This is a genomic window from Thermoplasma sp. Kam2015 (assembly GCF_003205235.1).
Taxonomy (GTDB): Archaea; Thermoplasmatota; Thermoplasmata; order Thermoplasmatales; family Thermoplasmataceae; genus Thermoplasma.
In genome coordinates, this window is record NZ_QJSM01000018.1 from 238,396 (window position 1) to 245,855 (window position 7,460).

The 7,460-nt window shown below is 43.8% G+C and carries 6 protein-coding genes; 3 read left to right on the forward strand and 3 right to left on the reverse strand.

Going from position 1 to position 7,460, the window contains the following annotated elements:
- Window positions 1-190: 190 nt before the first annotated feature.
- Window positions 191-2,035, reverse strand: coding sequence for a magnesium chelatase subunit D family protein (locus tag DMB44_RS02920; protein ID WP_110640604.1), 1,845 nt, complete (start codon window positions 2,033-2,035; stop codon window positions 191-193).
- A 188-nt stretch (window positions 2,036-2,223) separates the two neighbouring features.
- Here DMB44_RS02920 and DMB44_RS02925 point away from each other — a divergent pair, with 188 nt between their 5' ends.
- Window positions 2,224-3,477, forward strand: coding sequence for an FAD-binding oxidoreductase (locus DMB44_RS02925; RefSeq protein WP_201796921.1), 1,254 nt, complete (start codon window positions 2,224-2,226; stop codon window positions 3,475-3,477).
- 401 nt (window positions 3,478-3,878) lie between these two features.
- The gene (locus DMB44_RS02930) at window positions 3,879-4,646 is read left to right on the forward strand and encodes a DedA family protein (protein ID WP_237265257.1); all 768 of its coding nucleotides are present in this window, start codon (window positions 3,879-3,881) and stop codon (window positions 4,644-4,646) included.
- Here the strand turns inward: DMB44_RS02930 and DMB44_RS02935 are convergent.
- Window positions 4,638-4,934: an antibiotic biosynthesis monooxygenase gene (locus DMB44_RS02935; RefSeq protein WP_110640608.1), complete on the reverse strand. Its 297-nt coding sequence runs from the start codon at window positions 4,932-4,934 to the stop codon at window positions 4,638-4,640. The two genes, DMB44_RS02930 and DMB44_RS02935, sit on opposite strands and share 9 nt — an antisense overlap.
- Before the next feature lie 365 nt (window positions 4,935-5,299).
- On the opposite strand from DMB44_RS02935, the gene DMB44_RS02945 reads away from it, so the two are divergent.
- Window positions 5,300-5,983, forward strand: a complete 684-nt coding sequence (locus DMB44_RS02945; RefSeq protein ID WP_110640612.1) for a bifunctional 2-polyprenyl-6-hydroxyphenol methylase/3-demethylubiquinol 3-O-methyltransferase UbiG — start codon at window positions 5,300-5,302, stop codon at window positions 5,981-5,983.
- Between the two features lie 95 nt (window positions 5,984-6,078).
- Here DMB44_RS02945 and DMB44_RS02950 read toward each other — a convergent pair whose 3' ends face one another.
- The gene (locus tag DMB44_RS02950) at window positions 6,079-7,329 is read right to left on the reverse strand and encodes an MFS transporter (RefSeq protein WP_237265258.1); all 1,251 of its coding nucleotides are present in this window, start codon (window positions 7,327-7,329) and stop codon (window positions 6,079-6,081) included.
- Window positions 7,330-7,460 lie beyond the last annotated feature (131 nt).

Genomic DNA, 7,460 nt, shown 5'->3' on the forward strand with positions numbered 1-7,460 from the left:
CTCAACTTCGTCGGCGGTGAAATAACGGATTCACCTGCGTGAAATATTTATAAGCAATTATAAAGTTATGGTCTGTTCAATCCGGATAAACGCCAGCTCATATCAAAATATATGGCCTATTCGAAATATAATCCCACGAAAGAGGTCATTTCATTGAAAGGAGGATCCGAAAGTTCTGCTGAGGAGTAGCTCACCATCTCCTGTATCCTGAATATATACCGATATTCCCGTTTTCGTCCATTTCGATGAGATGCCCACCAGAGTATCTGCATATCTCTTCGTTGTAGGACGGCATGAATTTCTCGCTTCCCATGGTTGAGGAGATCAGAAATAGATCGCTTCTTGTACCGAGCTTCGTCGCCCATTCCCTTATGTCCTGTTCTATATCCTTTCCCATGGGAACGTTTGCCCTTCCATCTGTGATCATGATGGAGACTGTCCTGTCCCTGTAGCGGCCTGAAATATCATACATCATCTTCAGCGCGGCAGGGATTGGTGTTTTCCCCTGAGGTATCGTCTTTGATATCTCTTCTTCTATCAGATCCAGGTTCCTTGTTGGTTCTACCATGAGATGGCTCTCTGTTCCGAAGAATGTTATGTAAGAGAGTCTTATGCGCATCCTATATGCGGAATGAAGAAATGATCTTGCTATACCTCTAGCCATTGCTATTCTATGCATGGTCTCCATAGATCTGCTGGCATCAAGTGCAAGGATCACCGGGATAGACGCTCTGGATCTTGAGGCCACAAAGGCCAGATCGCTGTATCTTATTCTCTTATGCCCAGAAATTATCATGTTGATGAGGCTACCCCTGTAATCAAAATGTTCTCCTGGTCGATTCTGATCAAGCAATCTGAATATGTCAGAGGAACCGGTTCTTCCGCTCTTGTGAGACTTCTCTGAGAATGCGGCAGAAACCTTTGCAGACCTCTCCTCCTCCTTACCCGAATCTATCTTCTTTTCCATTCTACCGTTTGATTCTTCACCCTCATCAATACCGCTGTTGGAACCAGACTCAACTGAGCTTGTGGGCATCTCCCTGGATTCCCTCTCTATAGTCCCTCTGATCATCGCGGTATCCTTTACCCTGTGGCGCAGTACCAGATTTAGTGCTTCCTTGACGTCTTCCAGAGTCACATGTTTTCTACCATTGTATGCAGCCAGGGCTTTTGATGCCTTTACCGCGGTTATCATCGCCCTGTTTCCGGCCTGAAGTTTAAGTACAACCTCAGCTATGAAATACTTGAGATCGTCCTCTATCTTCACATCCTTCAATAGCGATCTCGCTTTCATGATCCTTTCACGGATCTCAGCCTGAAGTTTCTCATATTTCTTCGAAAACGCTTCAGGATCTCTATCGAACTCTTCAACCCTATTTGATATCTCGATCAGATCCGCTGCTTCGGATGGCTGCACGGCATTCACAGAGAGACCGAATCGATCCTTCAGCTGTGGTCTGAGATCTCCCTCCTCTGGATTCATCGTACCTATCAGTATGAACCTTGCCGGATGGGTGACGCTTACACCTTCGCGTTCAACCACATTTATTCCTGAGGCGGCCGCATCAAGTATGGAATCGACAACCGCGTCATCAAGCAGATTGACCTCATCTATGTATATTATTCCACGATTTGCCTCGGCTAAAAGGCCGGGCTGGAGAGAACGCAGGCCCTCATCTATGGCCCTCTTTATATCTAGACTACCGATGACTCTGTCCAGGGTTGCTGTCACAGGCATATTTATGAATGGCATCTTTCTGGTATCTGAAACGATCTTTCCCTCTCTGTATTTCCTCAGGCAATCATCGCACATGGCCGATGGATCATCCGGATCACACTTGAAAGGGCAGTCCTTAACCACCTTTATCTCAGGAAGAAGATCGGTAAGCGCTCTGGCTATCGTGGATTTGGCGACGCCTTTCGGGCCCATTATCAGAACACCGCCGATCCTTTGATCGATTGCATTAAGAATCAGAGCCTTTTTCAGATCCTCCTCATCTACCACAGCACTAAAAGGAAACAGTATCTTTCCCATCAAACACCTCACAGCATGACCGTGATACCAGTTTCAGATTCCTGGTATGCATGCACCACGGCATCATCATATTTTTACACTGTATATCTAAATTGCTGTTTCATGGATGTGTCGTCATAGCAGATATATAGAATCTTATAATAGGTCGCAGAAATAAAGTGTTTATTCTGAGGTACTATTCCCATAGCATGAAATATGATATTGCAATCATAGGAGCCGGCATAGTTGGGCTGTCCACAGCATTTCATCTCTCCGAGAAACATGGAGACCTGAAGATAGCCGTCATAGATAAATTTCATACATATGCGCAAGGAAATACAGGTAAAAGTGCGGCCGGATTCAGAGATGTTTTCTCGTCAGACACGAGTTTCAAGTTATCTTCATCTTCCATAAGGTTCTACGATCATGTGCAGAAGATACTTGGTATCGACCTTGGGATGAAGCATGTCGGATATCTTTTCCTCATGGATAACGATTCCAGTGTGGATGTGATCCGGGAGATAGGGAAGAAGACAAAGATAAGGGAGATCGATCTTGATTTGCTTGGTGATATGGGCATATCCACTAAGATAGACGATGAGATACGGGAAGCCATGGGACTGGAAGATATAAGAGATGCCTATCTTGCGCTGAATGCAGGCATAATGGAGCCAGACAAGATAGCAGCATTCTACTATCAGCAATGCGTGAACAAGAAGATAGATTTCTTCTTCGACACCAGCGTTCAGTCTCTGAATCTCGTGCCAGTGAGGCCCATAAACTTTCCGGGTGAACCATTCATCTGGCAGGATAAATTTATAAAGAGTATAAGCACGAACAGGGGAGAAATATATGCGGATACCTTCATACTGGCGACTGATGTCTGGACAAACTTCCTCACGGATCCGATAGGTATAGATAGCCATATAAGGCCAAAGAAGAGGCAGCTCTTCAAGATAAAGAATGATTTCATATCGGATGTTGTTGGTAAAAACGTGCTTGATACAGGTTCATATCCATTCACAATCTTTCCAAAGGGGGTGTACATAAGGCCATCTCCTCAGGAAAAGACATTCTGGGCAGGTGTGGCGGATGACATAGGCCGTGATTTCTCATTCGTTGAAGATCCTGAGGCAGAACCAGAGTTCTACACGTACAATGTGCACCAGGTTCTGCAGGCATACATGAAGCCTCTCTCATCAGCTTCGGTTACGGGTATGTGGGCAGGATACTATTCGTACAACACGATAGATGGAAATCCATACATATTCAGATCACTCAATCTCATCGTAGCAACTGGCACCAGCGGAAGCGGTATTATGAAGGGAGATGCGATAGGTAGAGTTGTGGCTGCCCTCTACGATGGAGAGGAAAAGGCCAAGCTATACGATGGTATGAGAATAAATACAGCAGATCTTGGTGTGAAGGAAAGAAAGGTTGAGGAGGAGAGATTGGTATTATAGAAAAGTTAGGAGTTTGGGGGAAGCTGTAATTCTCCTTCTTCGTAAAGAGACACACGTACTTCTTCCAATAGAATGATTTATAGATTGTCTTCCCATATTTTTGCATCATCCACGGTGAACAAGTGTACGATACCTGAGTGGGATCGATGAGATCCGAATATATGCCCGTGGTTATAGAGATATACGGCTTGTACGTATGTCTAGAAAGGCATGGGTCTCTTAGATGAAAGTAAGATCCGAATCTTCAGCCTATGAGTAGTTCACAGGATCCTATGCTAATCAGAAGAAATGACGATAGGATCTTCCTGGGGCTGCGATTTGAAAGATAATCTTCTGAAATATCAGGATCAAACAGAATAAAGCAAATTTTTAAATCAGTAATTCACTTAGGCATGTAAAACATGGAAAAGGGTAGTATGAAACTGGACGGTTATTTCAATCTCTACGGAGTTATAATATCAATTGTTCTCATAGGTATCACTGCAACCGAAATATTTGAGCTGGCTGAACTTCCATTTGAGAAATTCTTCGCTGCCGTAAGCGTCGGATCTTTGTTCAGCTTTTCGGTATCTATAGTCTCTAAGTCCGGCTATCTTGGAGTTTTTGGACTTATGACGCTTGAAAGCACGTTTATACCCATACCCAGCGAGGTTGTGCTTCCTCTTTCAGGCTATCTCGTTTACCTTCATACTTTTTCCCTTCCGCTGATCGTGGCTGATGCAGTACTGGCTTCAATGGTCGGTTCTTTCATAGATTACTACTTGGGATTGGTAATCGGCAGGCCCATAATCGTAAAGATACTTGCATTTTTCTATGTCAAGGAAGATTCTCTCGTAAGGGCGGAGAACTGGATAGACAAGTGGGGAGCAAGCTCCGTATTTTTTGCCAGATTTATACCGGGCGTAAGAAGTCTAATCTCGATACCCGCCGGCATGCTCAAAATGAAGGTCTGGATATTTGCCCTGATGACGTTTCTTGGTTCTGTCATCTGGTCAACAGTACTGATCTACATAGGATTGAGAGCAGGACCATACTGGTCGTCCGCCGTGCACAGCTTCAGCGTGATACTTGATCAGATAATAATAGATGCGATATTCATAGCATGTTTGATATACGTTGGTTATTTCATATATTTAAAAATAAGTTCAAGAACGAACACTTCATATTGAAGTTTCGTTCATGAATATTCTGTTTTTAGGCATCTCTTCAAGGATCGTCTTACCGAACTCTGTCGTCTCCTTGAAGGGTCTGCTGGTAACGAATTCCCTAAATTTGTCGAGGCTTTCCCACTCCGTGAATATCATGTATTGCTGTGGATCGTTAACGTCTCTGTATAGTCTCACGTCCTTTATACCCATATCTGTGCTTTTCAGCATGGCCAGAACGCTGTTGAATGTTCTCTCAAATTCCTCTTCGTGCCCTTTCTTTACCTTATAGTACAAGCCGACATTTATCATATCTGGTTAATGCGAACATTTTATAAATAGTGTTAGGAAAAGGTGGAACCCGTAAAAAACCAATCTTCTAGAAGACAATGTAAGAGCTTATACAGATGAAAGATTCGATGAAGGGTTTGAAAGATATATAGAAACATGGATTGTGTAAACAAAGTGATCGTCTCTTGAAATATCAGTTCTGGTTCGTGGGAATATGCATGCAAATAAAAAATTGATGGCTGAAAAGAAGATTAGAAGATTCAGCTTAGTGGCAGCTAGCAGATCCATTTTAGATCAAGCCGTGAGTCCGATAATCGCAACATGTAGGCATGGTGGTATTTTCCTGCACCGCAACAGCTTTATCATATTCTTTGTATCTCTGAGAGATGGATGATTCAGAAGATGCCTTTGGGCATGCACTCATGGATTATTCTAAGGGAAGATGCAGCTACGAGATGGTAGAAACCAGAAGCGGCAAGATAGATGTGACCTCAATTTCATATTATTTCAGATCTTTTGATCAGTGGCCCGGCATGGAAAAAGACGCTATAAAACATGCAACTGGAAAGATAATCGATGTTGGAGCAGGTGCTGGAAGACACTCCCTTTATCTTCAGAATCTTGGATTTGATGTGATCGCCATGGATATCTCACCACTTGCAGTGAAGGTTATGAAGAATCGCGGTGTAAGAAATGTTGTCCTAGGCGGAATAGAGGATATCCATGGCCCGTGGGACACCCTTATACTTCTGGGAAACAATTTCGGCCTTCTTCGCACAGTCCTTGAAGCAAAAGGTTTTCTTCGCAAATTTTACCAGCAATCTTCAGATGATGCTAGGATAATTGCTGAAACGACAGATCCATATGCCTCTGGCTTCACTTCTGCTGAAGGCTATTCAGGAGAGCTTGAGATAAGGGTGATCTACGACAGATACAGGACAGATTGGTTTAGATATCTCTTGGTCGACAAGGCAAAGCTGATGGACATCATCGAAGATACCGGCTGGCATGTTGATAAATTGTACGAGATGAGTGGAGTGGATGTTTACTGCTTCGTACTTTCAAAATGAATGGTATTATAAAATATTGAGGTACTGAAACCAGCATGTACAGGTTTCAGGTCATATTTGTATGCTGAGTCCTGTCGTGTCAGTATAGAGATGGTTCATGCGGGAGTTGCGTCCAGTTTTGCATTTTTGCTCTCCTTCCCAAGGAACCATATCAAGGCTGTTACTGGAAAGACTATCAGAACCAATAGTAGCATAGAGTAGGAGTAATTGTCATGAAACATCGTTGAAACCAACACCTCTATCGTTGATGCAGTTGAGGCAACCATTACTCCAATCATGTACGCGACACCAGGAATGGTTGCCCTGGCCTCTGCTGGGGATCTTTCGTTCATGTATACGCCGGGCATTGCCCAGGCCCCCTGAACTATGAACTGCATTATGATAGGAGCAAGGAAGGCAACATATATGATCGATGACCTTCCGAATAACTCTGGAAAAGCCCACAGTGGTGATATCGCAACCCCGACAATGAGGAAAGCAATGGCATTCCATTTTCTTCCCAGCCTGGTATTCTGCGAAATTATGCCTGATATGACGCCGCCAACGATAGCGGCCGCATTATATGCTATTGCGATTGAGGCAACGTATGTTGTGCTGAAGTGCAGTTGATGCTCCAGAAACGTCGGATAGAGATCCTGTGTGGAATGGGAAACGAAGTTCATTCCAACGAGTAAAATGGACAGATAGATGAAAAGTTTCCAATGTTTTCCTATCGTTCTAAATGTCTGCCTGAACGAGGCTCTCTTCTTGAATTCATTGTAGACAGGACTTTCCCTTGTTGTGATCATAATGTATATTACAGCTATGGCAGGCAGTGCTGCGAAGTAGAACATAGGTCTCCAGCCATATTTTGGATAGATGAATAGGTATACAATGGCTGCCAGGAGATAGCCAGTTGGATATCCGCCCTGAATCAGTCCAGATACCCAGCCCCTTGCCTTTGTGGGCAAAGATTCCATGGCGAGTGCAAATCCAGATCCCCATTCTCCTCCCATGCCAAAACCGTAGAGCGCCCTGAGTATGAGAAATACTGTAATGGTTGGCGAAAAGGCTACCAGCGTATCGAAAAATGCAAGGAATGTAAGACTTATGATCATCGTTATTTTGCGCCCATATTTGTCGCCCACAGGACCAAAAAAGAGGGATCCCAAAAACCTCATGGTCAGAGTGAGTGTTATACTTAGTGTTATAACAACTAAGGCAACATTGAACGTCTTTGCTATAGCAAGCATAACAAACGTTATCAAAAAGAAGTCGAATGCGTCCAGGGACCATCCAAGATATGTGGCAACAATGGTATGAGCCTGCGATCGGGTAATATGCTGATGATCTGTATCTAAAGTCATACGGAAAAATTGAATGTTTGGATGCCATCTACCTCGAATATCAGCGAATTGAATGTTTCCTCCTTCAGGTTAAGGCCAGGCAGCTCCAGCTGCAGCATCTTAATTCTGTCCTTCACATCCCTTGAAATGAC